Source organism: Caulobacter sp. BP25, assembly GCF_002737755.1.
Lineage (GTDB): Bacteria > Pseudomonadota > Alphaproteobacteria > Caulobacterales > Caulobacteraceae > Caulobacter.
In genome coordinates this window covers 1-16,279 of the sequence record NZ_PEGH01000003.1, presented here as the reverse complement: position 1 = coordinate 16,279, position 16,279 = coordinate 1, and the positions used below count along the sequence as shown (strand labels likewise).

General features: G+C 65.9%; 13 protein-coding genes and 1 pseudogene. 5 read left to right on the top strand and 9 right to left on the bottom strand.

The genetic code is table 11. The features are described 5' to 3' along the window. Nucleotides 1-75: 75 nt before the first annotated feature. The 7 genes from CSW59_RS00930 to CSW59_RS00905 all read right to left on the bottom strand — a co-directional run bounded on the left by CSW59_RS00930 (nucleotide 76) and on the right by CSW59_RS00905 (nucleotide 6,293). Nucleotides 76-912 (bottom strand): AraC family transcriptional regulator, encoded by an 837-nt coding sequence (locus CSW59_RS00930; protein ID WP_099442279.1) that lies wholly within the window; start codon nucleotides 910-912, stop codon nucleotides 76-78. Further along, nucleotides 909-1,910 carry an alpha/beta fold hydrolase gene (locus CSW59_RS00925; RefSeq protein ID WP_236632129.1) on the bottom strand — a complete coding sequence of 334 codons (1,002 nt, stop codon included), beginning with the start codon at nucleotides 1,908-1,910 and terminating at the stop codon, nucleotides 909-911. The genes CSW59_RS00930 and CSW59_RS00925 overlap by 4 nt, the downstream gene beginning before the upstream one ends. A 3-nt stretch (nucleotides 1,911-1,913) precedes the next feature. Beyond that, nucleotides 1,914-2,066, bottom strand: a complete 153-nt coding sequence (locus CSW59_RS20860) for a hypothetical protein (RefSeq protein WP_201722691.1) — start codon at nucleotides 2,064-2,066, stop codon at nucleotides 1,914-1,916. A gap of 68 nt (nucleotides 2,067-2,134) precedes the next feature. Then, nucleotides 2,135-2,941, bottom strand: a complete 807-nt coding sequence (locus CSW59_RS00920; protein WP_099442278.1) for a DUF4198 domain-containing protein — start codon at nucleotides 2,939-2,941, stop codon at nucleotides 2,135-2,137. Continuing rightward, the gene (locus CSW59_RS00915) at nucleotides 2,941-4,128 is read right to left on the bottom strand and encodes a DUF4331 family protein (protein ID WP_099442277.1); all 1,188 of its coding nucleotides are present in this window, start codon (nucleotides 4,126-4,128) and stop codon (nucleotides 2,941-2,943) included. The genes CSW59_RS00920 and CSW59_RS00915 overlap by 1 nt, the downstream gene beginning before the upstream one ends. A 369-nt stretch (nucleotides 4,129-4,497) precedes the next feature. Next, a complete protein-coding gene (locus CSW59_RS00910) occupies nucleotides 4,498-4,749 on the bottom strand; it encodes a hypothetical protein (RefSeq protein WP_099442276.1) in 252 nt (83 codons plus the stop codon). A 215-nt stretch (nucleotides 4,750-4,964) separates the two neighbouring features. Continuing rightward, nucleotides 4,965-6,293 carry a dicarboxylate/amino acid:cation symporter gene (locus CSW59_RS00905; protein ID WP_099442275.1) on the bottom strand — a complete coding sequence of 443 codons (1,329 nt, stop codon included), beginning with the start codon at nucleotides 6,291-6,293 and terminating at the stop codon, nucleotides 4,965-4,967. A gap of 208 nt (nucleotides 6,294-6,501) precedes the next feature. On the opposite strand from CSW59_RS00905, the gene CSW59_RS00900 reads away from it, so the two are divergent. Beyond that, on the top strand, nucleotides 6,502-8,331 hold the full coding sequence (locus tag CSW59_RS00900; RefSeq protein WP_099442274.1) for an ATP-binding protein: 1,830 nt from the start codon (nucleotides 6,502-6,504) through the stop codon (nucleotides 8,329-8,331). Further along, nucleotides 8,328-9,686, top strand: a complete 1,359-nt coding sequence (locus CSW59_RS00895; RefSeq protein ID WP_099442273.1) for a sigma-54 dependent transcriptional regulator — start codon at nucleotides 8,328-8,330, stop codon at nucleotides 9,684-9,686. Before CSW59_RS00900 ends, CSW59_RS00895 begins: the two co-directional genes overlap by 4 nt. Nucleotides 9,687-9,857: 171 nt before the next feature. Here the strand turns inward: CSW59_RS00895 and CSW59_RS00890 are convergent, their stop codons facing one another. Together CSW59_RS00890 and CSW59_RS00885 are read right to left on the bottom strand one after the other, a co-directional pair. Further along, nucleotides 9,858-10,664, bottom strand: coding sequence for an oxidoreductase (locus CSW59_RS00890; RefSeq protein ID WP_099442272.1), 807 nt, complete (start codon nucleotides 10,662-10,664; stop codon nucleotides 9,858-9,860). Between the two features lie 199 nt (nucleotides 10,665-10,863). Further along, nucleotides 10,864-12,300, bottom strand: a complete 1,437-nt coding sequence (locus CSW59_RS00885) for an efflux transporter outer membrane subunit (protein ID WP_099442271.1) — start codon at nucleotides 12,298-12,300, stop codon at nucleotides 10,864-10,866. Nucleotides 12,301-12,392: 92 nt separating this feature from the next. Between CSW59_RS00885 and CSW59_RS00880 the strand changes: the two genes are divergently transcribed. The 3 genes and pseudogenes from CSW59_RS00880 to CSW59_RS00870 form a co-directional block, all read left to right on the top strand. Continuing rightward, a complete protein-coding gene (locus CSW59_RS00880) occupies nucleotides 12,393-13,016 on the top strand; it encodes a TetR/AcrR family transcriptional regulator (protein WP_099442270.1) in 624 nt (207 codons plus the stop codon). Nucleotides 13,017-13,118: 102 nt separating this feature from the next. Continuing rightward, nucleotides 13,119-14,207, top strand: coding sequence for an efflux RND transporter periplasmic adaptor subunit (locus CSW59_RS00875; protein WP_099442269.1), 1,089 nt, complete (start codon nucleotides 13,119-13,121; stop codon nucleotides 14,205-14,207). After that, nucleotides 14,204-16,279 (top strand): annotated as a pseudogene (locus tag CSW59_RS00870) (efflux RND transporter permease subunit); the annotation flags it as partial. The gene CSW59_RS00875 and the pseudogene CSW59_RS00870, both read left to right, overlap by 4 nt.

Here is a 16,279-nt window from a genome sequence, read left to right as displayed (position 1 = left end):
CGTGAAGCGGGCGTCAAATGAGTCTATGGCCTGGAACGGGTAGGATTTTACTCTCGGGTCGCCATTGCAGCGCGCCTACGCTCGCGGGCTCGTGAGACGCTGCATCTCTGTAGGAGAGCGGCCGTAGGCTTGTTTGAAGGCGGCGCTAAAGTGGCTGTGGCTGGAAAAGCCGAGATCCAAAGCCAGGGGTGTGAGATGTTCGTACTGGTCCAGGAGATCCAGCGCCCGAGCCAGCCGCAGGCGCAGCTGGTACCGGTAGAGCGGCACGCCTTCTACCTGCTGAAAGACCTGGGTCAGATAGACCGGGGACACCCCCGTTTCCGTGGCGATCTCACCTAACGTCCACCGACGGGAGAGATCGGCGGCGATGATCATCTTGGCTCGGTCGGCCAGCTTGCGGCGGCCCCAGCTGGCCGCTGCGGCGTGCGAGGTACGCTCGCCCAAGACGCGCCTGACCAGGGTGAGGCCAAGGGTTTCGGCTTCGAGCGTTTCGATCGCGCCGCGCCTCAGGCCATGCCGAAGCAGAGCGACAAGCGCCTGGGCGCGCGGATCAATCCGGCGCTGCTGACGGTCGAAACGAAGGCCGGCGCCGGCGCGAAGCTGATCCTTGGGCGTCAACTCGGCCAGCATCTCCTGGCTCAATGACAGCGAAAGGCAGGCGTCGCCGCCGGCGACGGGGTGGCTGACCTTGAAACCCTCGCCATCATTGAGGAACATCACCTGGTTCGGCTCCGCCATCGCGTCGCGGTCCTGGCCCAGGTGGTGCATAAAGAGCCCACGATACGGAAAGACGAGGTGCGTCCCCGTCGCGCATTCCTCCGGGCTCTTATGTCGACAAGCGCCGTCGCAGACCACGTCGTGCAGCGAGAGGGTCGGCGTATCCAGAAGCTGATCGACGACATATCCGCTCATCGCGGCGAACCGTTCTCCCCGGCGACACGCCACAAAGCCCGCGCCTCCTGAGCGATGATATCCGGATACTCCTCGGGAAAAAACAACTTCGCCTCGGCGATCCGGCGCACGCCTTCGACGCGAGGCAAGATGCGCGCCAGATAGTCTGGACTTTCCTTGGCGAAAATATCGTCGCTCATGCCCCAGACGATCCGGGTTGGAATCTGAAGCTGGCGCAGGGCCGGTTCGATCCCCGCCAAGGGGTTGGGACGAAGCCCGAGGGCGTAGCGGTTGGCTAGGTCCTTGCGCTCGAGCGACGACAGGATCGGGCCCAGATACTGTTGGAGCGCGGCGTCCGTGGGATGGGCTGGGTTGGCGTAGCACATGCCGCCCAGCCCATCAGCCGCGCGGGCCTTGGCTCCGTCCTTCAGCCATGGCTCAAGCCAGGCGTCGGGCCAGATTCCCATTTCGGCCAGCTCGAAGACGGGATTCAAGGCCGCGGGCGGACTGTCGGGCTCGACATCGCAGTTGGTCAGCAGCAGCGAGCGAACACGTGTGGGATGCCGCACGGCCAGCAACTGGGCGATAGCGCCGCCGCTATCGTTGGCGACCACGTCGACCGCCTCGATCGACAAGGCGTCGAGGAACGCGACCAGCATCGCCAGTTGATCGTTCGACGTCACCGCTTGGCCGCGCGCGACCTCGGTGGCGCCCAAGCCCATCCAATCGGGGGCGATGCATCGACGAACGCTGGAAAGGCGATCCATCGCGCCGCGCCATTGGAAGCCGCTGAGGGGAAAACCATGTAGAAACAGAGCCACTGGCCCAACCCCACGGTCGACATAGGCGGTTCGGCCAAAACGGGTGGCCTGGAAGCGACGCTCCCGATCCCAGCGGCGAGAGGCTTCGGCGTCGAGCTCGGCGTCCGTCACCGCGTGAGCGGGCGTGCCCAGCAGAGCCGCGCTCGCGAGGCTCGATGCAGCCATCAGCCATGCGCGACGGGAGGAAAGAAGGGCCATGGTTCAGGCCTCCGGACCGGCGATAGCGGCCTGCGCCTCGCCGAGCAGGTTGGCGCATTCGGCGCAGCAGACTTCGACGGTGCGTCCGCCGAGCGTGACGATGATGGGATCAGCCTCCAGCTCGCAGTCGCAGGCGGCGCAGGTTCTCGGGTCCATGGTTGTTCTCCAAGTCGACGTGGACCCACGGAGAAACACGCTGTGTCGGTCGGTCGCTGTCATGATCTTTAGCGATCCGACTCGTTGCTGAAGCTCAGGCTCGAGAACGTGGTCTCGAAGTCGACCTCGGCGGTCGGCGGAAGCGGCCGAGTCCACACCACGTTGAGCCTCCAGCGGGTCTGACGGGGCAGGACGAACAGCGCACGACCGGCGGCGTTGGTGCGGATCGCCGCGATCGGCTCAAAGTCATGCGCGAGGTCGGTGAGCTTGACTAAGGCGTCCGCCAGCGGGCGGCCTTGCCAGTAAACCCGTACCGGAAGCCGCGTCGGATCCGACCAGGGATCGGCTTCCGGTACGATCTCTAGCGGCGCCCCCAAGGGCGTGAGCGGCGGTCGCCCGCCGCCCTCGCCGACACGCACGAGGGTCTTTGCCACCCGGCCATAGCGTTCCGAGCCGTCGCGGTCGGACAGACCTTCGCGGCGGCGCGCCTCCAAAGCGGGCGTCAACCCTTCGGCGTCGAGATAGTCATTGAAGCGAGCAGCGGGCAGCCGGCTTTCCGCTCGACTGTCCGTCCATAGCATCAGAACATAAAGACCGGCCGTTTGCAGGCGCAGCTGGCCATCCTCGTCCCGGTCTCCCGGATGAAGGCTTTCCATGAGATCCAGCCGGCCATTCTGGCTGGCTGCGATGAAGCCGAGAATCCTGTCCTTCCGGATCGGAGAGCGCCGCTGATCAGGGCCATGACCGACCTGCAAGGTCAGCGGCGTAGCGACGCCTGCGGTCAAGCGGTGGCTTTGCGGCTGCAGCCAGAAATCGTGCGCCCGCGCGAGGCTGGGCAGCAGGCACAGGGTGATAGCCAGATGACGAAGGCGCATCAGGGTTGGCCATGCGGCGAAGGCGGCGAAAGGAACGGAAAATCCGCGTCCGACGAGGTTTTCTCATCCCGGCTCAAGCCGTCGCTGATCGCCGTATAGTCACCCGCGACAAGGAGCGAGCGGTACACGTTCACCGCATTGTAGCTGGGCGCGCGGCCGCCACAGTCGCCGGCCGTGGACCATCCGGCGAGCGCCGCCGTCTCGACAGACATCAGGGTCGTGCAAATGTGGGCGGCGCTGTTCAGCCAGAGGCGATCGTCGGCCAGCATCCGCGCCAGGGCGCGATAGCGATGCGGCTCGGCGCGCGGACCGGCCAGAAGCTGGTTGCCGCAGAGGCCGTCAAAGCCGTCATAGAGGCCCAGGCCCTTCTCGATCTCGGCGACGAAGCGTTCGCCGTCGGCGGGCGCTGCGGCGTTGTACGCCTCTTTCAGCCGGCTGCTCTCGTCGCCGCCGGCGATCGTGCCCAGCAACGCGTTACCCGTCAGCACCCTGCCCGCCCGATCGATCTGGCGTTCTCTGGAGGTGGTCGTGGCCCAAAGCGCCAGGATCGGTCCTCCGCGCGTGACAGCGTGCAGGTCGATTTGCGCGACGATGCTGGCCGGCTTCCATCCGGCGAGCAGGTTCTGCGGAGGCCCCCCGGCGGTATGGGACCACTGATCGCGTATGGCCTCCACGGTCGCCGGGGCAAAGGCGGGACACCCCGCCGCGTCGGTGGTTGCGCCGGCCTGCAGCGCCTTGGCCGCGATATCGTAAGCCGCGCGCGTGCCGCGGACATTGTTGAAGAACGGATCATCGCGCAGGCCCGCGAAGACGCGGAAACGTCCTGATCGACTGACGAGGCCACGAGGGATGTCACCATCACCGCGCGCCAGATCGCGACCGAGGCGGCATTCCGTCTCGCCCTTCGGAAAACGGCAGGATAGCGCAACAGCGGCGGTCGTCGCGCCGTAGCGCGGCCCACTTTCAATGTGGATGGCATAGGTCAGCCGATCGGAGAAGTCGTGACCCACGATCGGCAGCGCCACGTTCAGTCTTCGCCCATCTGGCGAAATCCAGGCGTAGAGATCGCCGATATCGGCGCGCGGATCGGCGATGACGCGAGGCGTATCGAGATGATCCGAGGCCAAGGCGCCTTGCGCTGCGCCAACGAGAGCCAAGACGAAGGCGAGAGAGAGAACCGAGCGCATGGACTTCCAGAGGCTGTTAGGACCCTCCCTAGAAGTTTCCACCCATGCGACCGCCGCTGTCGAAATCTTTAGTCATCCACCGGCGGGTAGGCTGCTGCTCACTTCGCCTTGGCCTTCACGAAGCCGCTCAAGGGAAGCGAAGAGTCAGACCCAAGCCTGAACACGATTTTCCAACCGGCGATCCTGCTATGGCGGTATTGCTTCAACAGCCAAGACCGATAGGTCCGGAGGTTCCGCAAGAACCATGAGCGCGAATAGCCGACATTGTGCGCCGCCGAACTCTGGGCGCTGCATCGTTGGCGCCTTCGACCGCTCCCGTCCCTAGTCGTACGGCGGATAGGCCTCCTTCTCGACGCGCGGCGTCTCCGCCTAGGATGCTTCGTCACCATCCACGGCCAAGATCGGCCTGCGCTTCTGATACAGCCAAAGGCCCAGAACAATCACGCCGCCAAATAACACGGACTGAATCCCTAGAATGATTGGCAGAAAGAGAAGCTGCAACAGACCGCCCACGAACACGCGCGGATACTGAAGGCCCATCACCACCGTCGCTAGCAAGAACAATGGGCCGAAGATTACTCCCGCGCCAATGATGTAGCCGGTCACAATCAATCGGAACATGGCCCCAGCTCTTATTTGGCCGCCTATTGTTCGGAGTTGCATAGGCCCTCACTTCGACGCTGTGCGCTTAAATTGCGCAGCAAGGCGTTTCAGCTTAAGTGCGAGTCGAGCGTACTTGAAGTGCCCAATGCCCGCTCTCCGCTGCCGGCAGGTGACGAGCGTCATGCCCGTGCAACGACGAGAGCCGCCTTAGGCGGCTCTGCTGCCGAAGGGAACTACTCGGCTGCGACCGGAAGCGGCTCGGCGTCGGAAGGCGCGACGTGGCCGGCCAGGGCCGCGTCGAGAGCGTCCTTATCGAGAGCCTTTTCCCAGCGGCTGACGACGATGGTGGCCACGGCGTTGCCGATGAAGTTGGTGAGAGCCCGGCATTCACTCATGAAGCGGTCGACGCCAAGGATCAGAGCCATTCCGGCGACCGGTACGCTGGGCACCACCGATAGCGTGGCCGCCAGAGTGATGAAGCCCGCGCCCGTGACGCCGGCCGCACCCTTGGACGACAGCATGGCCACGCTCAGCAACAGCAGTTGGTCACCTAGCGAAAGGTGGACGCCGGTAGCCTGGGCGATGAACAGGGCCGCCAGGGTCATGTAGATGTTGGTGCCGTCGAGATTGAACGAATAGCCGGTCGGCACGACCAGACCCACGACGGGCTTAGCGCAACCGGCGCGTTCCATCTTGTCTATCAGGCTGGGTAAGGCCGATTCCGAAGAGCTGGTGCCCAGCACCAGCAACAGCTCGCTCTTCAGGTAGCGGATCAGCTTGAGGATTGAGAAGCCGTTGAACCAGGCCACCGCGCCCAGCACCACCAGCACGAAGATGAGCGAAGTGGCGTAGAAAGTTCCGACTAGCGCGGCCAGGTTGATCACAGAGGAGATGCCATATTTGCCTATGGTGAAGGCGAAGGCCCCAAAGGCGCCGATCGGCGCGGCCTTCATCAGAATGCCGACCAGGCGGAAGAAGGCGTGGGCGATCGATTCCAGCAGGTCGACCACCGGACGGCCCTTGTCACCGACCAGGACAAGCGACACGCCGAACAGGATCGAGAAGAACAGCACCTGAAGAATGTCGCCGTCGGCGAAGGCCCCGGTCACCGTGGTCGGAATGATGTTGCTGAGAAAGCCGACGATAGTCGTTTCGTGGGCCTTGGCGGCATAGTCAGCGACTTTCTCGCTGTGCAAGGTCGCCGGGTCTATGTTCATGCCGGCGCCGGGTTGGACCAGATTGCCGACCACCATGCCTAGCACCAGGGCCAGGGTGGAGAAGGTCAGGAAATAGGCGAAGGCCTTCAGCACCACCCGCCCGAACTTACCCAGGTCGCGCATGCCGGCGATGCCCGTGACGATGGTCAGGAAGATCACGGGGGCGATGACCATCTTAACCAGTTTGATGAAGGCGTCGCCCAGCGGCTTCAGGTCAGCGCCGAACTTCGGCAAGAAGTGTCCGATGAGAGCCCCAGCGACGATGGCGACCAGCACCTGGACGTAGAGGTGGGCATACCAGGGGCCGGAACGCGGCGGCGCGGCGGACGTGGCTTGCGGGATCATTCGGCGGGCTCCTGGGCTAGCTTCCCCATGCGTCCTTTCAAGTCGGGCGCTTAAGCCAACAGTGAGCGCGGGTCTGCATGAGCGGGAGAGACCTCGTGAGAAATCGCATAAGCCCATGAACAATAGAAATATTGTGCCTTCATGAGCTCGTCTAGGTCGCCAAAATCGTGTCATACTTCGCTCAGATCAAGAGCTCTTTGTGTGGAATATGAAACACACTCCTTCACAGATGCCGGCGACTGGGCCGACCATTTCGAACGCGCGGCTGGCCATGTTCGTGGTGGCGGCGGCGTTGCTGGGCGCCATGCTGACCTGGACGGTGGGAGCATTGGTCGAGCAGCGGGCGATGGATGCTTTGCGGACGCGGGCGACGGCTTCGGCCGCGTTGCACGCGGCAGTGCTGCGTAGCGAGCTCGACAAGCAGCGCGCCCTGCCGCTGGTCCTGGCCGACGACGCCGACCTGAAGGCAGCCCTGACGACTCGCTCCCCGGCCCGGTTGAACGCGCTCTCGCGCAAGCTGGAGGCGCTTGGCGCCCAGGCGCGCGCCGCTGCGGTCTATGTGATCACGGCCGATGGCGTCACCGCTGCCGCCAGCAACTGGCGGCTGCCGACCACCTTCGTTGGATCCGACTATCGCTTCCGCCCATATTTCACCGACGCCCTGCGCCAGGGCTATGCGGAGCAGTTCGCCCTGGGCACGGTCAGCCGCAAGCCCGGCCTGTACCTCGCGCGCCGGGTGAATGGCGCGGCGGGCCCCTTGGGCGTGATCGTGGTCAAGTTAGAGTTCGACGACGTCGAGGCTGCCTGGCGCGCGATCGGCGAACCTGCCTTTGTCGTGGACCGCCAAGGCTTGGTGCTGATCACCAGCCAGCCGGAATGGCGCTTCTTGGTGCGCGGCTCTCTACGGCCGTCCGAGCGCGACGCCCTACGCGCCCAGGGGCAATACGGGGCGGCGACCTTTGGTCCCCTGCCCTTGCGCCAGACGTCCGCCGCCGTGATCCGGACCGACACGCCCCGCGCCGAGCGCCTGATCGAGACCCGCCTGCCCGAGGTTGCGCCCGGCTGGACACTTCATCTCCTCAGCACCGCCCTTCCCGCCGAACAGGCAGCCGTGGCGGCGCGATGGATCACGGCCCTGGTTTGGACCTTGATGAGCGCTGCGGCGCTCTGGCTGTGGGTGCGGCGAGGACGCGCCCGCTTGGCCGCGCTGCGCGATCAAGAGGCCCGCCAAGAGTTGGAACGGCGGGTCGAGGCGCGCACCGTCGAGCTGACCGAGACAAATCGCGCCTTGTTGTACGAGGTCGAGGAACGGCAACGCGCGGAGACGAAGCTTCGCTCGCTGCAGGCCGACTTGGTGCAGGCCAACAAGCTGGCCTCGCTCGGACAGATCGCAGCTGGCGTGGCCCACGAGATCAACCAGCCCGTGGGGGCGATCCGGGCCAACGCCGACAACGGCCTACTGCTGGTCGCCCGCGGCCGCTCCGACACGCTCGGCGATATCCTCTCGGCCATCGTCGCCATGACCGAGCGTATAGGCCGGATCACCGACGGACTGCGGGCCTTCGCGCGCAAGGCCGACGGCCGGGTCGAGCCGACCTTGGTCACCGAGGTGATCGACGGTTCGGTGTTGCTGACCGCCAGTCGGTCAAGGCGGCAGGACGCACGATTTGTTCGGCAAGGCGGGACGGCGGGACTACGCGTGCTGGGAGAGCGCGTCCGGCTTGAGCAAGTGCTGGTCAATCTGCTGCAGAACGCCTTCGAAGCGGTAGAGAGCCGAGCAGACGGGGTTGTCACGCTATCGGTGCAAGATCACGGGGACACGGTCGCGATCATCGTCGGCGACAACGGCCCTGGCCTATCGGCCGAAGTGGAGCGCGCGCTGTTCACGCCGTTCCTGACCACGAAGCCGCGGGGCTTGGGCCTTGGCCTCGTCATCGCCCACGACATCGCCGCAGACTTCGGCGGCGAGCTGACCGCGACCTCGACGCCCGGGCAAGGCGCGACGTTTACCCTGACCCTTCGCAAGGCCGCGCCATGAGCAAGCCGGGCGTCAAGGTTCTGCTCGTCGATGATGATGAAGCTTTGCGGAACGCCGTCACTCAGGGCCTGGCGCTGCGCGGCTTTGACGTCGCCGCGTTCGACAATGCCCCGGCGGCGCTCAAGGCGCTCACACGCGACTTCGAGGGCGTGGTGGTGTCGGACGTACGCATGCCGGGCATGGATGGTCTGGCGCTGTTTCAGCGCGTCCAGACGATCGACCCGGACATTCCCGTGCTGCTGATCACGGGCCATGGCGACGTAGCCATGGCCGTCGCCGCTCTGCAGGATGGCGTTTACGACTTCGTCTCCAAACCCTTTCCGATGGAGCGGCTGAGCGTGGCGTTGTCGCGCGCCCTGGAGAAGCGCGCGCTGGTGCTGGACAACCGCCGACTCGAAGCGGCGGCCCAGACCACGGGCGGATCGCTCCTGCTCGGCGACACGCCGGTCATTCGACGCTTGCGCGCCACCATTGCGCAGTTGGCCGACGCCGAGGTCGATGTCCTGATCCAGGGTGAGACCGGCGTCGGCAAGAATCTGGTGGCCCAGTCTCTGCATCGCGGTGGAACGCGCCGCGCGCGGCCGATGATCACGGTCAACTGCGCGGCTCTGCCCGAGACGGTGTTCGAGACGGAGCTCTTCGGCGCGGTCGCGGCCGCCGGCGGGGTCCGTCCGCAAATCGGCCGCATCGAACGCGCCGACCGCGGCGTGCTGTTCCTCGACGAAATCGAGGGGCTGTCGCCGACAATGCAGGCCAAGTTATTGCGCGTGGTCGAGGAACGCGAGATCTGGCCCGTCGGCGCGGCCGAGCCGCGCCATCTGGACCTTCGCATTATCGCGGCCAGCAAGGTCGACCTGGCCGAGGCGGTACGCGACGGCGGCTTTAGGGCCGATCTCTATTATCGCCTGAACGTCGTCACTCTGGTTGTGCCGCCGCTGCGCGAGCGCCGCGAGGACGCGCCCTTGCTGTTTGGCGCATTCCTGGCCGACGCTGCGGCGAGATTGAGACGTCCTGCGCCACGTCTGACGGCGACCGTGCGCAGCCATCTTCTGGGCCACGACTGGCCGGGCAACGTGCGAGAACTGGCGCACTATGCCGAGCGTGTGGCTCTGGGGCTGGCCTCGCCCCCGCACGCCGAGGACGGCGCCGCGCCAGACGGCGGCGAGAGTCTGACCGAACGCGTTGGCCGTTACGAGGCGACGGTCATTCGCGAGACCTTGGCCGCCTGCGGGGGTGATGCGCGAAAGGTCATGGCCGCGCTCCAAACGCCGCGCAAGACCTTCTATGACAAGCTACGCCGCCATGGCATCCATATCGCCAGCTATCGGCCGCCCAAGCACAGTTCGCAGACTTAGCGCCGATGAGCAGCGCAAAGTGTCGGAGCCCCGCCCCTAGACCATCGCCGTCAGCTAAGAGACCGGTCTCGTCGTCATTCGGGATGCCGACGAGACCAAGACGCATCTCCGAGCCGAACCTGCAATCGGCCTCACGGGCGATGGCCGCAGATAGGCCTGCAAGGGCAAGATTTAGCCGAGGCCGAATGTTTTGCGGATTCCCTTCTCCACCGGGGCGGCCGGCATGAAGCGGCGCAACTTGGCCAGCAAGGAGGCCTCCCCCTTGGGCGTATGGCGCATCTTCCACCCTCCCAGGGCGGCGTCGACAATCGTCGCGGCGACTCCATCGGGACTTGGCGCGTTCTGAACGTTCTTCTGGATCGCCGCCCATACGAGGCCGCGCTCTTGGTTGTAGCCGGAGATGTTGGACCCGGTCTGTGGCGCGTTCAAATCCAGGTTGGTCTTGGTGAAGGACGGTTCGACCAGCGAAACCCGAACACCGAACTGGCGCACCTCATGATCCAGCGTCTCGGACAGGCCTTCGACGGCATGTTTGGAGGCCGCGTAGAGCGCCATGTAGGGCGCGGGCAGGAACCCCAGAACCGAGCTGACATTGACGATGCGACCCGAGCGCTGGGCGCGCATGTACGGCAACACGGCCTTGATCGTACGCAGAAGGCCAAAAAGGTTGGTGTCGAATAGCGTTTGAGCCTCGGCGATCGAAGTCTCTTCCGTCGCGCCAAGCAGGGTCACGCCTGCGCTGTTGACCAAAACGTCGATGCGCTTGTCCTGGGCGATGATCGTCCGAACGCCACGCTCGATTGACGCCTCGTCACGAATATCCATCTCGATGAGCGTAACACCGGGGACGCCATCGGCCTTCGCCGTGTTGCGGACGGTCCCGTAGACACGACACCCGGACTTGGCGAACCGGATGGCGGCGGCGCGCCCTATGCCGGACGACACTCCCGTGACGAGGACAACTTTCGGATCAGACATATCTCTTCCTTCATTGGCGATCTTGATGGGCGATCAGACCCGCGACGGCCTGGGCGTTCCTCAGGTTGGCGGGGAAAGACGCCGAACGCCGGAGTCCGCGAAGTCGAAAAGGGTAGTCGGCGCGCTTGCTCCATCGGCAGGCGCGCCGTGAGGGCGATCGCCCGGCCAGCATCGGATCAGCACCGGGCGCCAAAGCGCTTCAGGACGCCGTCCATCCGCCGCCGAGCGCCTGGAAGGATCGGATCGCCGCGCGCGCGGATTCCGTCCTAGCTTGAGCCCTGGCGTCACGCACGGCCAAGAGCCGCGCGTCTGCGTCGAGCACCTCGACCAGACTGACCGCCCCGGCCTCGTAAGCGAGCTGAGAGGACATCCTGGCCTTGGCGAGGGAAGTTTCACCCGCCGCGAGCGCGCGCTCCTGGCCCTCGCGCTTGACGAGACTGACAAAGGCGTTCTCCACGTCCTCGCTCGCCCGCAGCACGGCTTGCTGATAGGCCGCCAGAGCTTCGGCCTTACGCCCTTTCGCCGCCTTGACCTCTGCGTTGACACGACCGAAATCGAACAGCCGCCAGCGCAGCCCCAGCACGCCCTGCGCCTGGGTCGCCGGCCCCTCGAACAGCGTGCCGCGACTGGTCGTCGCGGTCCCGACCAGTCCGCTCAGCGAGAGCTTGGGAAAGTATTGCGAGAGCGCCCATCCAACCTCGGCGTTGCTGGCGCGCAGGCGCTGCTCGGCGACGATCAGGTCAGGGCGGCGACGCAGAAGCTCGGCGGGTCCGCCGGCGTCCGCGAGACCGGGCGCGGCGGGGATCGCGGCGGGTGGAGTCAGTTCCGCGCGATAGGTCCCGGGCTGAGCGCCCTGGATGACATCCATGGCGTTGAGCGCCGCCTCCAGGCCTTCCTCAAGCACGGGAATGCTGGCGAGGGTCTGGGCCAGGGCGCCTTGCGCCTGTTGCAGCTGCAGGTCCGCTGCGGCGCCGCGCTCGTACTGTAGACGCACTGTGTCGACGAGCTTGGACTGGGTCTCGACCTGGCGGCGCGCGATGGCCAGCCGCTCCTGGAGGCCTCTCACAAGCAGATAGGTGTCGGCCGTCTGAGCGGCCACGGCGAGCCGGGCTACCGCCACGCCGGCCTTGGCCGCTTCGTAACGGGCCAGAGCCGCCTCGCGATCACGACGGGTTCCGCCAAAGACGTCGAGTTCCCATCCCGCGACCAGATTGCCCTCGTAGGTGGACCCATCCCGGTCAAAGCCGGGCGTGGCGGCCAGCAGACGACCAGTCGGCGTCTGGGTGGAGGCGTGAACCGCGCCGGCCTGCCCCTGGATCGACGCCGACGGCAAGAGCGCCGCCGTGGCTGCGCCAAGACCAGCCCGGGCCTGCGTCACGCGAGCCGTCGCCTGAGCCAAGTCGAGGTTCTGGGCCAGAGCTCGATCAACCAAGCGGTCGAGAACCGGATCATTGAAGCCCCGCCACCAGGCCTCGGCCGGCGCTGGGGCGGCGATCCGCGCGGCGACCGCCGGTCGCCCCATGAAGGCGCCCGCCTTGGGCGCGGGGGGCGCGACATAGTCCGGACCGACGGCGCAGCCCGAGAGGAGCGTGACACCGGCGGCGGCCAGCAAGGCGGGAAAACGGACAGAGCGCATGGGACTCCCGCTGAGCTCAAACAAGGTTGTGACCATATGCCAATATCGTCACTAGTTTGTCAATCTCGATAACGGGTGCTAGCGTCCCTGGTATGAGCACGATCGACTCTTCTTCTCCGATGGCAGGCCGGCGCGGCCCTACCGAACACGGCGTGCGCGATCAGATCGTCGAAGCGGCGCGAGCGCATTTCAGTCGCTTTGGCTACGGCAAGACCACGGTCGCGGACCTGGCCAAGGCCATCGGCTTCTCCAAGGCCTACATCTACAAGTTCTTCGATTCCAAGCAGGCGATCGGCCAGGCGATCTGCGCCCAAACCCTCGAGCAGGTTTTCGCCAGCGGTAAGGCCAGCATCGCGGAAGGCAAGTCGGAGTCGGACAAGTTACGCAGATTTTTCAATGGAGTAATCGCAGCGAGCGCCGAGCTCTTCTTCGAAGACAAGATGCTCTACGACATCGCCGCCCATGCCGCTGAAGAGCGGTGGCCCTCGGTGATCGCCTACATGGAACGCGCCGAGGAAACGCTGAAGGCGATCATCCTGGCGGGACGGGAATCTGGCGAGTTCGAGCGCAAGACGCCGATCGACGAGACCTGCGAGGCGATCCTGCTGGCCATGCAGAGCTTCATGAACCCTCTGATGCTGAAGCATAACCTGAAGGACCTACCCGAGGATCCCGCCAAGGTGATCAACCTGGTGCTGCGCAGCCTCGCGCCGTAGCTTCATCGCTGTGACATAACGACCCCGATATTGTGACCAGTTGACATATTGGTCACAAAGCATCAGCTTAAGCGCCTTCCGTTCAGGCAGGACTCTTAAGCCATGTCGTCTCGAACCCTAGCCCTCGCCCTGCTCATGGGCGGTCTGGCGCCCCTGGCCGCCTGTGGCGGTAAAGCTGGCGCGGACGACCCGCGCACCACACCCCCCATTGTCCGTGTGACCACGGCGGGCGCGGCGGCCCAAGGCGAGCGGCGGTTCAGCGGCGTGGTCACAGCGCGCGTCCAGAGCGACCTGGGCTTCCGGGTCGGCGGCAAGGTGGTGGAACGCCTGGTCGACGCCGGACAGACGGTTCGGCGCGGCCAACCGTTGATGCGGATCGACGCCACCGACTACGCCCTGGCCGTCTCGGCCCAGAACCAGCAGGTCGAAGCCGCGCGGGCGCGGGCCCTGCAGACGGCGTCCGACGAGCGTCGCCTGCGCGGCCTCGTCGCGGCGGGAGCGGTTTCCGCCATCACCTACGACCAGGCAAAGGCCGCGGCCGACGCCGCCAAGGCCCAGCTCGACGCCGCCGAGGCCCAGGCGCGCGTGACCCGCAACACCGCCGGCTACGCCGTGCTGACCGCCGACGCCGACGGCGTGGTGGTCGAAACCCTCGCCGAGCCCGGCCAGGTCGTGGCCGCCGGCCAGCCCGTGGTTCGCCTGGCGCATGCCGGTCCCCGCGAGGCCACCATCACCCTGCCCGAGACGGTCCGCCCGGCGGTGGGTTCACAGGCGCGGGCCTTCAGCTTTGATGGCGGCGCTGTCGGTCAGGCCCGGCTGCGTCAGCTCTCCGACGCGGCCGATCCGCGTACGCGTACGTTCGAGGCCAAGTATGTCCTCAGCGGCCCGGCCGCGCAGGCGCCGCTGGGCTCGACGATGATCGTGGCCCTGCCCACCCAACCCAGCGGCTCGGTCAAGGGTGTCGAAGCGCCGATCGGCGCGCTCTACGACGCAGGCAAGGGGCCGGGCGTCTGGGTGATCAAGCCCAGCGCCTCGACCGTTGAATGGCGCCCCGTACGCTTGGCCGGCGTCAGCGCCGAGACGGTGACGATCACCGAGGGCCTTCGTGGCGACGAACAGTTCGTCGCCCTGGGCGCCCATCTGCTGCACCAGGGTCAAAAGGTCCGCGTCCAGACCGGAGCGGCGCGATGAACTTCAATCTTTCCGCCCTGGCGGTCCGCGAGCGGTCGATCACCCTCTTCCTGATCATCGCCATCACCTTCGCCGGCGCCTTCGCCTTCATGAAGCTGGGCCGCGCCGAGGACCCCAGCTTCTCGATCAAGGTGATGACCATCGTCAGCGCCTGGCCCGGCGCGACGGCCCAGGAGATGCAGGACCAGGTCGCCGAGCCGCTGGAAAAGCGGATGCAGGAGCTGAAGTGGTACGACCGCTCCGAGACCTTCACGCGCCCGGGGCTGGCCTTCACCACCCTAACCTTGAAGGATCAGATCCCTGCCAAGGAGCTGCAGGAGCAGTTCTACCAGACCCGCAAGAAGATGGCCGACGAGGCGCCCAACCTGCCGCGTGGCGTGCTGGGGCCGTTCGTCAATGACGAGTACGGCGACGTGACCTTCGCGCTCTATGCGCTGAAGGCCAAGGGCGAGCCCCAACGCCTGCTGGTCCGCCAGGCCGAGACCCTGCGCCAGCGCCTTCTGCATGTGCCCGGCGTCAAGAAGGTGCAGATCATCGGCGAGCAGCCGCAGAAGATCTTCGTCGAGTTCAGCCAGGCGCGCCTGGCGACCCTGGGCGTTAGTCCCCGCGATCTCTTCGCCGCCCTGAATGACCGCAACCTGGTCACCCCCGCAGGCGCGATCGAGACACAAGGCCCGCAGGTGCAAATCCGCCTCGACGGCGCCATCGACAGCCTGGAGACCATCAAGGAAACGCCGATCGTGGTCGGCGGCCGTACGCTCAAGCTCGGCGACATCGCCGACGTCAAGCGCGGCTACGAGGACCCAGCCACCTTCCTGATCCGCAATGGCGGCGAGCCGGCCATCGTGCTGGGCGTGGTGATGAAGGATCGGTTCAACGGTCTGGAGCTGGGCAAAACCTCGAGAATGAAGCCAAGGCGATCCAGGGCGAGATGCCGCTGGGCATGAGCTTTTCGAAGATCACCGACCAGGCGGTGAACATCCACGAGGCCTACAGCGAGTTCATGCTGAAGTTCTTCGTGGCCCTGGCCGTGGTCATCGTGGTCAGCCTGATCAGCCTGGGTTTCCGCGTGGGCGTGGTCGTGGCCATGGCCGTGCCGCTGACCCTCGCCGGCGTCTTCGTGATCATGCTGGTCACTGGCCGAGACTTCGACCGCATCACCCTGGGCGCGCTGATCCTGTCCCTGGGTCTCCTAGTCGACGACGCCATCATCATCATCGAGACGATCGTCGTGAAGATGGAGGAAGGCAAGGACCGGATCTCGGCGGCGACCTACGCCTGGGGCCACACGGCCGCGCCGATGCTGGCCGGCACCCTGGTCACCATCATCGGCCTGATGCCGGTGGGCTTCGCGCAGTCCTCCGCCGGCGAATACGCGGGCAACATCTTCTGGGTCGTCGCCTTCGCCCTGATCACCTCGTGGTTCGTGGCGGTGATTTTCACGCCCTATCTTGGCGTGCTGATGATCCCCAAAATCAAGCCGATCGAGGGCGGCCACGCGGCGATCTACGACACGCCGCGCTATCGCAAGCTGCGCGCCCTGGTCACCTGGACAGTGGTCAACCGCTTCAAGGTCGCGGCAGGCGTCGGCGGGGCCATGGTCTTGGCCGTGCTGATGATGGGCGGGGTCAAGCAGCAGTTCTTCCCCGGCTCGGATCGCCCGGAGGTTCTGATCGAGGTTCAGATGCCGGAGGGCCAGAGCATCGGCTCGACCAGCCAAGCCGTGGCCAAGGTCGAGGCTTGGCTGGCCAAGCAGCCAGAGGCCAAGATCTATACGAGCTACATCGGCCAGGGCGCGCCGCGCTTCTTCCTGGCCATCTCGCCCGAGTTGCCCGACCCGTCCTTCGCCAAGATCGTCGTGCTGACGCCCAACGAGAAGGCGCGCGACGCGCTGAAGAAGCGTTTCCGCCAGTTCGCGGCGAACGGCGCGGTTCCGGGCGCGAAGCTGCGCGCCACTCAGATCGTCTTCGGTCCGCCCTCGCCCTTCCCGGTCGCCTTCCGGGTCATGGGGCCGGACGCCGCTCGCGTGCGACATCGCCGAGCAGGTCAAGGCGTGATGCTGGCCGACAAGG